Source organism: Gemella haemolysans (assembly GCF_028308085.1).
In the GTDB taxonomy this organism is placed as follows: Bacteria; Bacillota; Bacilli; order Staphylococcales; family Gemellaceae; genus Gemella; species Gemella haemolysans_D.
The window spans coordinates 20,556-37,047 of the sequence record NZ_JAQMFS010000077.1 but is presented as its reverse complement, the minus strand read 5'-3'; the positions used below and the strand labels follow the sequence as shown (position 1 = coordinate 37,047).

Genomic DNA, 16,492 nt, shown 5'->3' with positions numbered 1-16,492 from the left:
CTTTCTTTTTAAATTCAAAATTATATTTAGTCATAAAAATACCGACCTCCAAAAAGTTAGATTTTTTGGTCTAACTTTTTGGGGTCGGTACAAAACGTGGCTTCTTTTTTTCTTAAACTATTTTTTAATTAATGTGTTAATAATATTTCCAGCAATATCACTAAGACCACTTCCACTATTACTAGTAATATTAAACAACTCACTCATATCATTACTTAATGAGTTTTCCTCAGAATATGATTCTAATACTTTATTAATCATTGGTGCCACAAGCGCTGAACCTGCACCTTGATTTAGTTGTTCTAATGCCTTATTTAGAATATCAGTAACGAATGATGGTGCTTGATTTCCACCGATAATATTATTAATTAATTCTTTTATTTTGTCATCAGATACATTACTCCCTGAAGATAGAACATTATCTAATATATTTTTTAACATATTACACCTCTCAATTTTAATGGTATTATTTTACCAAATGAAACATAAATGTACTATAGATATACTAAAGTTTCAAAACTTAAAATCTATAGTCAGAATTTTCCCATGCCCCGAACTTAACAAAGAGCCAAAAAAGCACTCCTGATTTTCATCAAGAGTGCTTCTTCGTTTACTACATCAAAGTAATATTACTTTAAAAATAGTTTTTTTATTTTTGTTTGCGTCTTCTTGCAGCCGCTGCTAATCCTAAGATTGCTAATCCTAAACCTGCTAATGCAGAGTTGTTGTCTGCGATACCAGTGTTTGGTAATACTTTTTCACCTGCTTTAGCTACTGGAGCTTTTGGTGCTTCTGGTTTTGTATTTTCAGAAGGTTTTTCTGGTTTAGCTGGTGTTTCAGGTTGAGGTTTATTTCCATTTTCACCTTGTGGTTGTTCTGGAGTTGTTGGTCCAGCTGGTGTTGATGGTTCTACATGTTTAGGTGTTACTGTTACTGGTACTTCTACTTCTACGATTTCTCCTGATGGTAGTTTTACCTTAACTTTAACACTTGGTTTTTGTCCTGCTGTTTCTGTTGTTGGGATTTCTCCTACTTCAACGATTTCAGCACCATTTGGTAACTCAACGTGTTTCTTAACATCTTCTTTTGTAATTGGTGTTCCAACTTCTACTACTATTGGAGTAGTTTTAACTGTTGGTGTTGGAGCTGGAGTTTCTTTTGGTGTAACTTTTACTGGTACTTCTAATTCAATTACTTCTCCAGTTGGTAATTTCACCTTAACTTTAACACTTGTTTTGTCTCCTGGTGTTTCTGTTGTTGGGATTTCTCCAACTTCAATAATTTCCCATCCTGATTCTTTAGGAATATTAACATGTTTCTTAACATCATCTGGTGTAATTGTTGTTCCTTGAGGTACAACGATTGGTGTTACAGTTGGAGTTGCAATTACTGGTACTTGTACTTTCATTGTTTTACCATTTGGTAATTTAACTGTAACTGTTGCTGATGGTCTTACACCTGCAGGGAATGTTTCAGGAAGTTCTGGTTCCCCTACGATTTCCCATCCAGTTACTCCTGGAATTTCGATGTGTTTTTCTACATCTTTTTTAGTAAGTTTAGTTCTTTCTGGAACAATAATTGGTGTAACTTTTGGTTCTACCACATTAACTACTACAGGAACTCGTACAATTTCTTTACCATCTTTATCCTTAACGATTACAACAGCTTCTTTTTTACCTGGTTTAGAAGTATCTACTGGTGTTTCGTATTCGAATGTTGATCCTTCTGGGTAATTTCCTGGAGTAATGTTATCTTTTGGATCTGGTTTATCACCTTTCGGTACAAGTTGTTCTTTACCTTCCACTACTGTTACTGGTACTTTTACAGTTGTTTTGTACTCTTTACCATTTACAGTGTAAATAACTGGTACTTCCACTTCTCCAGCTTTTCCTGGTGTTGAAGTTTTCGGTAATTTAACATTATCTAAGTCAACTCTTACTTTAGCTCCTTCAGGAAGTTTTTTCTTGAATTCTTCGTTGTTGATTGCATTTTCTGCATCTTTACCAACTTTATCTTTTAATTCTTTTTCTGAAAGATCTTTCGGTACAATAACTTCTCCAGCTTTTGGTTTTGGTAATACTGTTACAGGAACTTTAACGTTTTCTTTGAATTTACCATTATCGTAAGTTACTGGTACTTCTACTTCAACGTCTTTATCCCCTGCTTTTCCTACTGTAGATGGAACTTTTGTAGGGTCTCCTACTGTTCCACCTTCTCCAGGTGTCACTGAATCTTTGTCTAATTTTGGTGTTTCACCTTCAAACACAACTACTGGTTTTGGTGTTGAGCTTACTACATTTACTGGTACTTCAATCACTTTAGTGATTTTATTTCCATCTTTATCTTTGTATTCAACTGTTACAGTTGCTGGTGTTTGTACACCTGTTTTATCTGTTCCAGGAGTTGTTTCAACATTTGTTACTGTAACTGTTACACCTTCTGGAAGACCGTTAAGTTTTTTAGCTGCTTCTTCTGCTTTTTCTTTAACAACTTTTGCTAATTCAGTCTTATCAGCATCTTTTGGTACTGTTACACCTTCTGGTTTAACTTTTGGTAATACTGTTACAGGTACTGTAATTGGTTCTTCAACATTGTTAGGATATGTTACTTTTGTAGTAACTTTAACATCCTTAGATCCAACTTTACCTTCAGTTGTTGGGATAGCTTTGTTGATGTCTTCATCAGTTACAGGTGTTTTAGTTCCATCTGTATCAGGAGTGATTGATTTGTTTACATCCTCAGCTGTTGGTTTGTCACCTTCTACAACATATACAGGTTTAACATCTGAACCTTTAACATTTACTGTTACAGGGATTGTAGTTGTGTAATCTTTTCCATCAACTGTGTATGTTACTGGTACGTTAACAGTACCTGTGTTTGTTCCTTTTTCAGCTGTTAATTTAGCTAATACTTCTTCAGTTACATCACCAACAGTTACTGTTGCACCTTTTGGTAATTTAGACTTGAAGTCTGTTGCTTCAACTGCTTCTTTAGCTTTATCTTTAGCTAATTCTTTCAATTTGTCTGGAGTTGTATTCTTAGCTACTGTTACATCAGCTGTTGCTTTTGGTAATACTGTTACTGGAACTTTAACTGTTTCAGTTACTTTTCCATTATCGTAAGTTACTGGTACATCTACTGATACATCATCAGCTCCAGCTTTTCCAGCTGTTTCTGGTAATGTTGTTGGTTCTCCAACTGTTCCACCTTCTCCTGGTGTTACTGAATCTTTGTCTAATTTTGGTGTTTCACCTTCGAATACTACTACTGGTTTAGGTGTTGAGCTTACTACTTTAACTGGTACTTTAATCGTATCTTCACCAACTACATTTCCTTTAGCATCTTTATATAATACTTTTACAGGAACTGTATCTTTGTCCCCATTTGAATCTGTTTTTGGTAATGTGTAAGAAGTTTCTCTTTCATCTAATGATGCAGTTATTCCTTCTGGTAAGTTTGTTAATTTACTTACTGCTTCATTCGCTTTTTCTTTTACTGCATCTGTTAAAGCTTTATCATCAGTATCTTTAAGTACTGTTACACCTGTTGGTGTTGCTTTTGGTAATACTTTAACTGGGACATTAACTGTTTCATCACCAGTTGGGTATTTAACCGTTGCTTTAACTGCTAAATCTGTTGCTCCTACTTTAACTTTATCTGTAGGAACGTCTTTATTGATGTCAGCTTCAGTTACAGGAGTTAAGTCTCCACCTTTATCAGGTGTAATTGCTTCATTAACATCAGCTGGTTTTGGTTGATTTCCTTCCACTACGTATACAGGTTTCACTTCTGAACCTTTAACATTTACTGTTACTGGGATTTCTGAAGTATACGTTGTTCCATCAGGAGATGTAAATGTTACTGGTACTTTTACAACTACTGGTTCACCTTTTTTATTAGCAATATCAGCAGGAAGTTCAGGAATTTCTCCTACAGTAACTGTATATCCTTCTGGTACTTTTGCAGGGAAGTCAGGTGTTTTAATTAACTCATTTGCTTTATTTTTTAGAGTTTCTTTAACTTTATCCGGAGTAGCTCCTTTAGGTACATCAACTTCACCTTGTGTTCTTGGAAGAACAGTAACTGGTACTGTTACGTCTTCTGTAACTTCAGTTCCATCTACATTGTGAGTAACTGTTGTTGGAATTTTTAATCCTGATTCTCCAGCTTTTCCATCAGTTTTGAAAATATCACTTGATTTTGGCTCATTAGCTGTACCTTTTTTGCCATCAATTTCACTTGGCTCAACTTTTTCTTTAACGTTTGCTGGTGTAATTTCATCACCTTCAAATACTACTACTGGTTTTGTCTTAGATTCGACAACGTTTACTTCAATGTCAACTGTTGTTTCATAAGTTTTACCATCTACTGTATAAGTCACAGGTACTTTAACAACACCACGTCCATCTTCAGCAACTTTCGTAATTGCGATATCATCTTTATTAACAAAAGTTGAACCGTTTTTGTCACCTAATGTAGCTGTACCAGTAACATCTGTTAATAATTTTGTGAATTCTGGAGATTTAATTGCTTCTTGGGCTTTCTTATAAGCAATTGCTTTAAGTTGTTCATCAGTCGTATTAATTGGCACTGTAATAACTGAGTTAGTTTGTAAACTATTGATAAAGATTACCTTACCATATTTGTAATCAGGATTATCTGAATCTGCTAAACCATTACGGTTAAATTCATTTTCATAAGGTGGTTTTAATCCATTTGCAGTATATGAATATAATCTATTTCCTTCTGCATCTGTGTCTCCGAAACCACTCTTAACTGTTACTTTAAAGTCAGCTGGTCCTACGAAGTTATCCGCAGCTGTAAATGGAATACTTGTTGTACGAGAGTTTTTCTCCGCAGCAGCCATACGATTTCCTGCTGGTACATTATATGTTAATTTTCCACCTTTTGAGTTATCACTTGGATCATTTGGAACCCATTTGATAGTATTTGCCCAAACATTTCCTAACCAGTTTGATCCACCGTTAACATTGTAGATTTTATCTTCTAATACTACACCTTTAGGAACTTCTACTGTTACTTCAACATTTGATGCAGCATAGTAGTCAATATTCATTCCACCAGTGTTTTTAATTGTGATGTCAAAGTTACCTTTTTGACCTTTTTCGTAGATTGTATCTTTAGTATAACCGTATTCACCTGTTTTACCATCTGAACGAACGTTTGTTACTACTTCAGCAGCTGGTGCAGTTGCGATACCAATACCACCGATTAAGTAACCGTCTTTAATATTAATGTTGTTATCATTAATTAAAGTATTTGTTCCTTGACTTCCAGCTTCAATTAACACTTTAATTTTTGTAGTTTCTGCTGGAATATCATAAATACGGTCTAAGTGGTTCCATCCATTAGCAGCCAAAGCAGCTTGTTCTGTTGTCAATGGTCCATTTTTACCTTCAACTGGTTTAATTTCTTTACCAGTGAATGCATCTACGATTGTTAATTTAACTCTTTCACCTGCAGAAGTAGCTGTAGAACCCCCATACGCAGCACTGTGAATTAAGTTAACATTTAGACGAGAATTTCCGTTTACATCGAATTCTTTCGAAAGTGTTGTACCTTTACTTCCTAATTCAAGGTAGTAATCACGGTTTTTAACTTCACCAAACACATTTGTTCTCATTACATCAATTGTTGGAGTTACTGAAGGAACAGCACCACTACCATTAACATAACTATTTTCACCTGATGTTTGGTATTTTTTCAATTCTCCATCGTTTGAATAGATTTTTGATTTTGGCACTTCACGTGTACTTGGTTGTCCATCTTTATCTGTAACATTAGTTACATCAAGTGGTTTAACCGCATTAACTTTGTCCCCTTTTTCAATTTTCCAACCATTTAACATACCAGCTTCTGCATCAGCTTTAGTAATAGTTTTTTCTTGCCAGTTATATGTTGCACTACCGATTGGATCTTTTGCATCAGGTTTATTGTTTACTTTATTAGTAATATCACGTCCACTTTCGTATTGTTTAGCAATTGTTTCAGATTTTTTATCTGCATCAGTGAATGTTACTTTATCTCCAAAACCTTCTTTTAAGCTTTCAAAGACACCATTTTCAGGGTTGTTACCATAAGCAACATGGTTTTCACTTATTGGAGCGCCTAATTCAGTTTTTCCAGATAAGTAGGAAGCTAATAAGTCACGTTCAGATTTGACAGCTTCTGCTTGTTGGCTCATTTTTTGAGCTGATGTTGCATCCGCTGCATTTGCAGTTGTAATAACATTTTCTGCTTTTTGTTTAATACCTTTTAAAACATCAATTTTAAATTGATCTTTTTTATTCGCAGGTAGCGCTTCTTCTTTTGCTATTTGAGCTTGAATCTTATCAATATTTGCTTGTAATTCTGGTAAAGCGTTATCTCTTTGAGCTTTGTATTTAGCTGCTTCTGCTGCTGAGTTAGCTGCAGTTGTATCTACTGCTCTAAATCCACTTTCACCTTGTCCAGGAATAGCTTGACCGTTACGTGAATCTTGGTTTTTGTTTACTTTTTCTTCTTTTTTATCAGCTGTTGCTTTTGGCATACTTTCTAATACGAAAGCTCTATTTTTTAATGCTACTGTTGCTTTATCAACTTCACCTTGTGTAGCTGTTTCGCTAGCTTCTAGAGCTTGTGCATTAGCTAATTCTGCTTTTCCTTCTTCAATTGCTGAAGATGTTTTTTCTGTTACAGCTGCTTTTGCAATTGCATTTTGAACACGTGCGATTGCAGCACTTAGATTCGCTTTGTTTGCTTTTGCTACCGTAGGTGCAGGTGCCTCTTCTTTAGCTGTGGCTGTCGCCGCTGGTGTTGCTGGTTCATTAGCATTGTTTACCGCAGTATCATTGCTAGCTAAAGCGTTTCCCCCTCCTAAGAATGCAAATCCAGCTGCCACTAATACTGACGCTGTTCCAACGTTGAATTTTTTAATTCCATATTGATTAACTTTTTCAAGTTGTTTTTGATCATTCATTTTTTTATTGTTTTTACTATACATGTTAAACCTCCTTTTAATATTATAGTTATAAACTAAAATTATAGAAATTATATAATTATACTTTTCTATAAAAATTAAAATAAAAATAAAAAACATTTTATGGATAAAGTAATTTAAGTAAACCACCCTATACTGCCTTATATTATACTATATATTTACTTTATTTACAATTAATAACTTAATTTTTATTATCAATATTTTATAAAACTGTATAACAACTTTTCAAAATATTATAATTTGATATTAAAATTCATCTTTCTGTATTATTATAAAGTTTATTAAAACTTTCAAAAACTGTATTCATAATACATTTATCAATACTATATATACTTTTATAAATTATAATATATAATAATATAAAGTAGCTCTTCAATATAACTTTTTAAAATTTTGATTTTTTATGTAATTGTTGAGAATTTTTATCGATTAATATTGTTAATAAAATAAATATAAATAACTACCGTTCATTATACCTAATTTTCTATGGTATAATATATTATCTATCAATTTAAATTAAATAAAAATTTCTTATATGAAAAAAAGCTACACTACTTAATGTAGCATAGCTTATTCCTTGATTTTTCCATTAATCATATTGATAAAAAATTGAAATAATCGTTATTATTATTTATATTATTTAATTTTCATAGAAATTTTACTTTGTCTTTTGTTTTCTTCTAGCTACTTCTATTCCTATCAAGGCTAATAATCCTAATGTTGTAGTTTCTGTTGAGGTACTTCCAGTATTTGGAAGAGTCTTACCTTTTATTTTTTCAACACGTTTACCCGCAACTTTCGATTCTTTTATAAATAACTCACTATTATTTTTATTTTCTATAACTTTTGGTATCTCAGATATTTTACTGATTTCATCTCTCTTCTTCGCTTTATAATAGTGCGTTATTATGCCATCATCTTCTTTCGTATATTCATAAATATATTCTTTATCTCCAAAATTAATGATCCCTCGTTTGTGTGGATGATTACCTCTTTCTATCGGTAAAATTTCTAAACCATTTTCTTCAATTATGTATCGAGTAATGCTTAGTTTATCTATTTCATTTGTCGTAGAATCACCTTTTTCATAAACAAACTCTGGTTTTCCTAATACCTCTGGTTCCCCTTTTTCACTTACAACTCCTTCTGGTAGCTCGGGCTGTACTTCAGGTTCCCCTTTTTCACTTACGACGCCTTCTGGTAGCTCTGGCTGTACTTCAGGTTCCCCTTTTTCACTTACGACGCCTTCTGGTAGCTCTGGCTGTACTTCGGGTTCTCCTTTTTCACTAAAATATTCTGCAAAATCATAAATTACAATTTTTTCATTTTCACCGACTACACCTTTTTCCGATGCTGACGTTGATCTATGTCCTTTATAAATATATGTTTTTCCATCTTTTTTAATCATTATTCCAGCTTTTGGAGCATTTGATATATACTCATCTCCAATCATAGCTTCTTTGGTTAACTGTTTCGTATCTGCTAATTCTATTTCTGTTCCTTCTAGCATGTATTTCTCATAAATATTTCCACCATTAGCAAGTTTATATACATAAGTAACCACAGTAGTACCTAGAGTAACTTTTCCTTTTTCTGGAGATGATGTATTTTTCAATCCAACTAACTTGTATTTTTTACCACTTGTTGATGTTATTTCTGATAATTTTAATTTTGTCGCATCATAATCAACTATTTTCGATGTGTTTACCTCAGAGACAATTATTTTATTTCCTTCTTTGTCCAAATAATATTTAGTTTCAATACTCTCTATCACAGAATCTTTAATTACATCAGCATCATCCTTAATAGATGTGCCATCAAGTAATTCATATTTTACTTTTACACTACCTTTATTTTCAATTAATTCTTTTTCTTCTTTTGAATAAATATTTTTTACTTTTTTTAAATTATCACTAATATGATAAGCACGTGTTGGTTGATACAAATTGTAATAATGAATTTCTGTAATTGATGGCCCTGAAACATACGCATATTGATCATATTTTGTTGGTGAAGCTACTCTATATGTAACGCCATCTTTTGTAAATTCTTTATATAATTGCCCTATTCCATATTGATAGTTACTGTTATCACTATGATATCTAACTTCTCTAGAACCTGTTGTATATGCAAGATATTTTTTACTTGAATCTCCCATCTCATTTTCATCGCTTGGATAATTTTCATCCTCGTCTTTATTACCTAATTTATAATCAACATTCACTTCAAATACATTTTTTACAAAGTTTGCATCACTAGGTACTTCATTTACATATTGAATGTTTTTATGAGATTCTTTGAATCTTTCTACATTCGCTTTTTCTTCTTCATAATTACTAGTGTCTTTAAATTCTTCAATATTTCCAATAAATTTTGGCTCTATTTTATCCCTAGTATTATCCCAATTAGTTTTAATCGGTCCTTCTCCAAATTTTTCTTTTAAGATTGAGATATATTTTTCAATATCACCGTACTCTTTAAAGTCACCATCCGTTCTTATATAACCATGGAATGTTTCATACTCAGTATAAATAGGTCTATTTTGTTTATCTACTAGATGCTCATTTATTAATTGTTTTTTGTATAATTCTTCCCAAGTTTCTTCTTTTTGATTAAGACGTTTGTTTTCAATATCTCGTTCTTTCTCTTCATTCAGATCTCTTAATTGATTATATAATAAACCATTCAGTCCCTCATATAATGATTTTTCATTGAAAAATGCTCCTGCTGTATATGCTTCTTGTTCTGTTGCTGTTGATGCTGCTCCTAGTTTTAAAGAAACTTCATTTTTCTCAACTACTAAGATTGTGTCCCCTTCTTTTATTCCATCTTCAGAATTTATATTTTCTTTTGTGAAATCTTTGGCGTTCCCTTCTCCTTTTTTGAAAGTTTCTACTACCCAAGAATCATCAGCAGCCGATGTTTTTGTTGCCAAGACATATTTCCCATAATGGTTTTCAGATATTTCTGAAACAAGCCATACTCTGCTACCTTCTTTAATATTATTATAACGGATACTTCCATCTTCATTATGAAGATTTCTAGGATTTGCATGAACAGTTATATCATTAAATGTAGTTTCATTTGAAGTACCTTCATGTTTTTCTAATTTTGTATCAATTTTATGATATTTATTTCCATCTTTTTCTATAACTTCATCTTCTCTTTTTAGCTTGTTTAAAACTTCGTTATTTAGACTTGTAATTTTACCTTCATAACGTTTACCAAATAGACCACGAATTTTATAATTTAAAGTTGAACTAGGAATACTTTTATCATTTTCATTAATATTTAAATCAACCTCATCTTTTAGTACCTCACCTTCTTTTGTTACAAATGATACTCTAGTATCTTTAAACGTATCGGTACCTTGTTTTTTTACGTTTCTATCCTCTACCTCTTTCAAATCTTCCTTAACGGTTTCTTCGAATTGTTTATGCTTTTTCTCATACCAATTTTCATCTCCATGCAGTCGTCCACCACCTTCCGTCCTCTCAAATACATGCATTCTCGGCATAGTATAACTGCCTGCAGCATTACTTAGTGTCTCCATTTTAATATTATCATTGGGTGTTTCAATTGTTTCTTTACGTGTTGTAGTTGTATCTTGGGCAAATACTGGTGTTGATACTATACAAAATAAACCTAATAAAACAGAAGCTGCTCCAATTCCTTTATATTTTCTCAACGAGAATTTTTGAATATTATTTTCTCCTTTATTTTTCATAATTTTTCTTTCTCTCCATCAATTTATTTTCTGTGATTTATCTAGATTTTTATCATTGAAAATCTATGGTTATTAAGTTATAACATTATATCATTAATGTATATACAAAATCAAATATAAACATAAAATATTTACATTTTTTTATACTGAAAATAAAAAATACACTATAAAACAAATTTTATATAGTGTATTTTTATAATTATTTTAATATTTATTTTTGTAACTTGTTATAATTCTATAATTCTAAAAAACTCTTCACAACATTTTCTATAGCATACTTTTCTACAAAATCTAAAGTATTCTGAGTATTAATATTTTCACTATAAAAGAGATATTTTAGTATATCTATTAATCCTTCAATATCATCGAAAAGAATAATATCTTTATTTTTATGTCCATAATAACGATGAGCTATATCTACATTTGATAAAATACAAATTAAACCAAAACTCATCGCCTCTACACATGCATTCGCAAACAATTCTCTTTTTGAAGCTGATATATATCCATCATGTTTCCAATATGGTACCTCATCTACATAGCCAGCCACTTTTATATTCGGCGTAATATCTATAAATTTCTCTCTTATTGATCGTTCATCTCCTCCGTACAAAGTGACTTCAACATCTATTCCGGTATTATATAAAGCACTAAATGCTTTAACTACCATTTCCAATCTTTTATTTTCTGACATGTTTCCTACATAACAGTAAGATCTCGGATTATTTCTTTTTGTAATAACATGTGTATCTTTAACTACCACTATAGGAGGCATAAAATTAGCTTTATATCCTTGAGACTTTAAAACTTCTGTCAACATTTCTGATGCTACAAGATATTTTGTTTTTTTGCGTAAGTTACTAACTAAACTACTTAGTACATTATGATGTATATATTCATAATAGATTCTACTAGTATTTTCTACAAAGCGCCATAACTTTGGTTGAACAATTTCGTGTTGATCTCTTATAATAATATCATTTGTATCTGTCAAATTTATTAGAACTTTAATAAGTAAATCTTCGCTAGTTAACCACATATCATCCTTATAGTACAAATAGTCTTCTGAAATAATATGGATTGGAGTTGGTTCTTTACTTGGGTTATATTTTCTTGCTCTTAACGCTACTGACCCATCCTTGTTATACCATTCAAGTTCATTATTTTTATTTTTCTTTAAATACAAGCCTGATGTAAAATACATTATTTCCCCATCCTCTTCAATACTCGCAACAAATCCATTAATTAAAGTTATTTGTCCATTAGGGTACTTTGAAATAATATCCTCTGGTAGAACACTTAAGTCATCATGTCCAATATCAGATTGATAATTACATGTATTGATTATTTCACTACTTTCAAAACCAATTTTCATATAACCATCTTTCCAATTTTCCCTAATCTGCGGTGCTGTTAACAGATAAAAATAGTCCCATCCTAAATGATCAGCTATTTTTTTTCTTGATAATTGAGAAGACTCATACCCATATTTTTTCACTTTATTTTTCCATAGTCCTGGATGAATCGTAATCAACTTCATTTTCAATCTCCTTTTTATTAATTTTTATATAGAGCTTTTAAATCATTATCGGGAGCGACTCAAAAATTGTGATTTCGTAGAAATCGATTTTGTCGAGTCGCCCCCACACAGGTTATTAGATATCTAAAAATCTTTTGTAAAGCGAATTTAGATATCAATAAGCCACTGCGTCTATGAGTTCTCTTATGCACTTTATTAATATTTAGGACTTTGGATCAGCCCCATACTAATTATTACTTCACGTTAATTGTAATCTTTTTACTAAATAAACGCAAGAAAAATAAGACCCAAAACTAAGTCTCCTTAATTTTGAGTCTATATATTACTATACTAAAACTTTATCGTTTTCTTTTCTCTCTCTTGGAGATTGACGAACACTAACTTCAATTTTTCCTTTTTTGTTTAATTCACGTACTTTTAATACTGCCCATAGTTGAGCTGCGATAAATAGTGATGAATATAAACCAAAGACTAAACCGATAAGTAATGCTACGTTGAATGAGTAGATTGAACTACTTCCTAGTAATAACATAACTATTACTGTAATTATAACTGTTAATACCGTATTGATAGAACGAGTTAATGTTTGTCTTAGTGATACGTCTACAAGTTTATAAATTTGTTCTTTTGATTTCAATACTTTTTCATGACGCATATGCTCACGAATACGGTCAAATGTAACGATAGTATCGTTGATTGAGTAACCTACAATCGTTAATACCGCTGCAATGAATGTAATATCTACTTCTAATCTTAATAAACTTGTTATGAAGATAATTATACATACGTCATGTAGTAAGGCGATAACACTTGTAAGTCCCATACGCCATTCAAATCTGAATGCTACATAGATGATAATACCTATAGAAGCATACATTAATGCAAATAATGCATTTTTAGCTAATTCTTTACCGATTACTGGAGATACAACACTTAGGTTAGCATCTTTTTCATATTTTTTAGCAAAGTATTCTTTTATTTCGATTGATTTTTCTTGTCCAAAACTCTCTTTAGAGTGAATTGTCGCTTGTTTTTTGTCTGGTGATAAAACTATTTTTTCATCTTTTACTTTAAGATTGTTTAAATCTTCTTGAACTTTATCTATTGATAGTTCAGTGTTAGCAGCTACGTCTATACGAGTACCACTAGAGAAGTCAATTCCTAGGTTTAGTTTATTCATTCCTAAAGAAATAGACCCTGCAATCATAATTGCAATACTTAAAGCGAAGAATTTCTTCATGTGCTTAGTAAAACTTAGCCATTCAAATTTTGTACTTAAGTTAAGTGAGTTAATACCAAACTTAGTTTCATGAATACTCTTCTTACTTACACCAAAGTACCCTGGGTGATTATTAAAGATATTAGAGTTTACTAATAAACTTAGTAATAATCTAGTACCAAATACTGCAGTTATAAAGCTGACAAGTATTGATAATAGTAACATTGTCGCGAAACCTTTAACACTACTTGTACCAAAGATGAATAGTACTACTGCAGCGATAACTGTTGTAAACTGCGAGTCGAAAATTGTCCATAATGATTGTTTAGCACCGTCTAAGTATGCCTTTTTCAGTGGATATCCAGCACGTACTTCTTCTTTAATTCTTTCGTACATGATGATATTGGCATCAACTGCCATACCGACCCCAAGAATCAGAGCTGCAATACCAGGAAGTGTTAACACCCCTGAAATCATATTGAAGAATACTATTGTGATATATACGTAAGCAACCATCATTACACTTGCTACAAATCCAGGTACACGATAAATAACTAACATGAATAAACAGATAATAGCTAATGCGATAGCACCTGCATAGACCGTTTGATTTAACGCATCGGCACCGAATTGAGCACCTACTGAGTTAGAGTAAATTTCTGTTAATTTAACTGGTAATGCACCAGAGTTTAATAAAGCTGCCATTTCTTTAGCTTCTTTTACAGTAAAGTTACCAGTGATTTGAACATCTTTAGAGTTAATAGTTTGTGCTACTTGTGGTGCAGAAACATATTTAGGTTTCTCTTTAGCAGCTTCAGCTTTGAATGAGTCTCCTTCATTGAAATCCATCCAAATAACCATTAGGTTTTGACCTTGACCACGTTTACTGATTTCTGAAGTGATATTACCGAATTTATCAGCATCTTTCAACTTCAAGTTAACATCTGGTTTGTTGTTTTGATCAAATCCTTGAGAAGCACCATTTTCTTGTAAATCAGATCCGTCTAAAAGTACTTTGTCATCAATATCACGAATAGTAAGATTAGCTTGTGTTGATAGTACTTTACGAGCTGATTCTTGATCTTTAACACCTGCAAGTTCAACACGAATTCTATTTCCTGATTCAACAGTAATAACCGGCTCACTTACCCCAAGAATGTTAATACGTCTACTAATAGTATCTGCAGTTGCTTTTACAGCTGCTTCGTCAATAGTTTGACCTTCTTTAAGAGGTTCTACTTGGTATAGTACCTCAAATCCTCCTTGAAGATCCAGTCCAAGATTTACTTTTTCTGCATTAGATTTTGAAGTTAATCCTATAGAAGTAAGGATAATAACTACTAATGACAAGAAGGCAAGTATTCTACTGAACTTTTTCTTCTCATTTCTTCTTCCTCTCATGAAAGTTCTCCTTTATTTTATTTTTCATTGTACAATTTATAGTAATCAAATATAAAATTATTTATATGTAAATCGCTATATAGGTAATTAATACGCTATCTTCTAATTTATCAAATTTTCGCTAAGTTATCAAGTATTTATTTAATTTTTTTATAATAATCTTCTACATATTTAATGACAGAAAAATCATTATTATTTCCGATAACTTCATCACACATATTTTGAATTTCTTCTTTTGCATTACTTGGGCAGACACTCCATCCTGCTACATCGAACATTTCTTTGTCGTTAAAATTGTCACCAAATACTACACAATCTTCAATCGGAGATTTGTAATACTCAGCTAGCTTCTCAATTGCAGTACCTTTGTTACATCCTTTTGGCATGATATCAAAGAAATTAGTCGCTGAAAATGTTCCATCAACTTCTAACACTTCACTAACCTTGTTAAAGAAATTCACCACTTTATCATGATCTTTTGCAATCATCATAATTTTTTGGCAATCTTCATTGTTTTTCTTAAGCTCACCAATAATGTCTTCGTGAATATACATTGGTGTTTTTAATTCCTCTGGCATATCCGCTTCTATGCGTTTCATACGCGCCATGCTAAATGATAAATGTGTACAGTATATATAGTTTAACGTATAAACATGAAATTCTATCTCATCATCGTTTAATTCTTTAAACATACTGTATATTTTTTCTATTTCTTCCATTTTAAAGCTTTTTTGATATACTATTTCACCTGTTAATAGATTTCTAATTAAACTTCCATTGTTAGAAATAACTACATCGTTCATTCCTAAGTTGTGATAATAGTGTTTTACAGCAATATCAGGTCTTCCTGTGGCAATTATGAATTTACTTCCTTTATCTTGCAGTTTGACAATCACATCTTTTGCATTTGGTGCAACTTCTTTTTTATCATTCAAGAACGTTCCATCCATATCAGTAATAAACCATTTCATTAGTTATTTTTCTCCTTTGTGAAAACTAAAAATTTACTAATTACATAATTAGCAACAAGTACTACAAATTGAATAATAAATTTACTTAAATATGCGTTCATTCCTAAGTAAATGAATAACTCAACTCCGAATACTTCTATAACAAGTGTAGATAATCTAGCTGTGAAGAATTTTGTAAGTTCGTATAGAACTTTCTTAAACCCAGCAGCCTTAGAGTTAAATACATATTTAGCATTAACAAAATATGCGAATAAAATAGATAATGTTATAGATATTAAATTCGCTGGTCTAACTTCCATCCCATAGTAATACAAAATAAAGTATGTAACTACATTTACAAGAGTCGTACAAACTCCAAAGAATATGTAATTTACTATACTTTTGTATTTTGGTTCTTTGTAAAGATCCAGCATTTTATTTATTAATTTTCTCATGCTATCCTCTTTATATTAAAATTTTGCCAACACTTAATTATATACCTATAAGCAGTTTTTTTCAAATTTTTACATGTTAAATATTAATACAAGTTAGAATAGGTTTTATAGAGTCATTATTGGTATAACTCAACAAAATCAATTATTTCGAAATCACAATTTTAATTTTTACTTCGAAGTATTCTTCCATCATATAAAAA

General features: G+C 31.5%; 7 protein-coding genes. All 7 read right to left on the bottom strand.

Going from position 1 to position 16,492, the window contains the following annotated elements:
* Positions 1-117 precede the first annotated feature (117 nt).
* Complete coding sequence (locus PNO30_RS06670) at positions 118-441, bottom strand: acetyl-CoA carboxylase (RefSeq protein WP_271987614.1); 324 nt, start codon at positions 439-441, stop codon at positions 118-120.
* A gap of 208 nt (positions 442-649) precedes the next feature.
* On the bottom strand, positions 650-7,003 hold the full coding sequence (locus PNO30_RS06665; RefSeq protein ID WP_271987613.1) for a Rib/alpha-like domain-containing protein: 6,354 nt from the start codon (positions 7,001-7,003) through the stop codon (positions 650-652).
* A gap of 655 nt (positions 7,004-7,658) precedes the next feature.
* Positions 7,659-10,727, bottom strand: a complete 3,069-nt coding sequence (locus tag PNO30_RS06660) for a YSIRK-type signal peptide-containing protein (RefSeq protein ID WP_271987612.1) — start codon at positions 10,725-10,727, stop codon at positions 7,659-7,661.
* Positions 10,728-10,962: 235 nt separating this feature from the next.
* Positions 10,963-12,267 (bottom strand): glycosyltransferase, encoded by a 1,305-nt coding sequence (locus PNO30_RS06655; RefSeq protein ID WP_271987611.1) that lies wholly within the window; start codon positions 12,265-12,267, stop codon positions 10,963-10,965.
* Between the two features lie 325 nt (positions 12,268-12,592).
* Positions 12,593-14,887, bottom strand: a complete 2,295-nt coding sequence (secD, locus tag PNO30_RS06650) for a protein translocase subunit SecD (protein ID WP_271965642.1) — start codon at positions 14,885-14,887, stop codon at positions 12,593-12,595.
* A 137-nt stretch (positions 14,888-15,024) separates the two neighbouring features.
* Positions 15,025-15,858: a Cof-type HAD-IIB family hydrolase gene (locus PNO30_RS06645; RefSeq protein ID WP_271965641.1), complete on the bottom strand. Its 834-nt coding sequence runs from the start codon at positions 15,856-15,858 to the stop codon at positions 15,025-15,027.
* Positions 15,858-16,292: a GtrA family protein gene (locus PNO30_RS06640; RefSeq protein WP_271965640.1), complete on the bottom strand. Its 435-nt coding sequence runs from the start codon at positions 16,290-16,292 to the stop codon at positions 15,858-15,860. The genes PNO30_RS06645 and PNO30_RS06640 overlap by 1 nt, the downstream gene beginning before the upstream one ends.
* Between the last annotated feature and the right edge of the window lie 200 nt (positions 16,293-16,492).

What these genes read in the sequence shown, in the direction of transcription:
- PNO30_RS06670 (WP_271987614.1), bottom strand. Translation starts at nt 441, where the DNA reads ATGTTAAAAAATATATTAGATAATGTTCTATCTTCAGGGAGTAATGTA.
- PNO30_RS06665 (WP_271987613.1), bottom strand. Translation starts at nt 7,003, where the DNA reads ATGTATAGTAAAAACAATAAAAAAATGAATGATCAAAAACAACTTGAA.
- PNO30_RS06660 (WP_271987612.1), bottom strand. Translation starts at nt 10,727, where the DNA reads ATGAAAAATAAAGGAGAAAATAATATTCAAAAATTCTCGTTGAGAAAA.
- PNO30_RS06655 (WP_271987611.1), bottom strand. Translation starts at nt 12,267, where the DNA reads ATGAAGTTGATTACGATTCATCCAGGACTATGGAAAAATAAAGTGAAA.
- secD (WP_271965642.1), bottom strand. Translation starts at nt 14,887, where the DNA reads ATGAGAGGAAGAAGAAATGAGAAGAAAAAGTTCAGTAGAATACTTGCC.
- PNO30_RS06645 (WP_271965641.1), bottom strand. Translation starts at nt 15,858, where the DNA reads ATGAAATGGTTTATTACTGATATGGATGGAACGTTCTTGAATGATAAA.
- PNO30_RS06640 (WP_271965640.1), bottom strand. Translation starts at nt 16,292, where the DNA reads ATGAGAAAATTAATAAATAAAATGCTGGATCTTTACAAAGAACCAAAA.